The sequence below is a fragment of the Kitasatospora nipponensis genome, from assembly GCF_039528135.1.
Lineage (GTDB): Bacteria > Actinomycetota > Actinomycetes > Streptomycetales > Streptomycetaceae > Kitasatospora > Kitasatospora nipponensis.
Genome location: NZ_BAAALF010001095.1, coordinates 1 through 533 on the forward strand (window position 1 = coordinate 1; position 533 = coordinate 533).

At 70.7% G+C, this 533-nt stretch carries 1 protein-coding gene; it reads right to left on the reverse strand.

The genetic code is table 11. The features are described 5' to 3' along the window. Positions 1–22: 22 nt before the first annotated feature. On the reverse strand, positions 23–533 hold a 511-nt coding region (locus ABD323_RS45060), incomplete at its 5' end, for a CorA family divalent cation transporter (protein WP_344447731.1).

The window sequence follows — 533 nt, forward strand, 5'->3', positions numbered from 1 at the left end:
CCCGGGTGCAGCGGCAGGTGGGTCAGAGCCAGCCGCTGCGCTTGAAGACCCGGTGCAGGATCAGACAGAGCGTCACCATCAGGCCGACCGCCGCCGGATAGCCCCAGGGCTGGCGCAGCTCCGGCATGTCCTCGAAGTTCATCCCGTACACGCCCGCGATCATCGTCGGTACGGCGGCCAGCGCCGCCCAGGCCGAGATCTTCCGCATGTCGTTGTTCTGCTGCACGCTCACCTGGGCGAGGTTGGCGTTCAGGATGTCCGAGAGCAGCCGGTCCAGCGCCTCCACCTGCTCGTTCACCCGGGTCAGGTGGTCGGCCACGTCACGCAGGTAGGGGCGGAGCTTCTCCGGCAGCTCCGGGACGGAGCTGGTGGCCATCCGGAACAGCGGTTCCTGCAGCGGCCCGGTGCACTTGCGGACCGCCGTCACCTGGCGCTTGAAGGCGTAGATCCGCTCCGCCAGTCCGCGCGCCGGGCGCCCCGGGGCGAACACCTCCGCCTCCAGGTCGTCCAGGTCGGCCTGGAGCGGCGCGGGC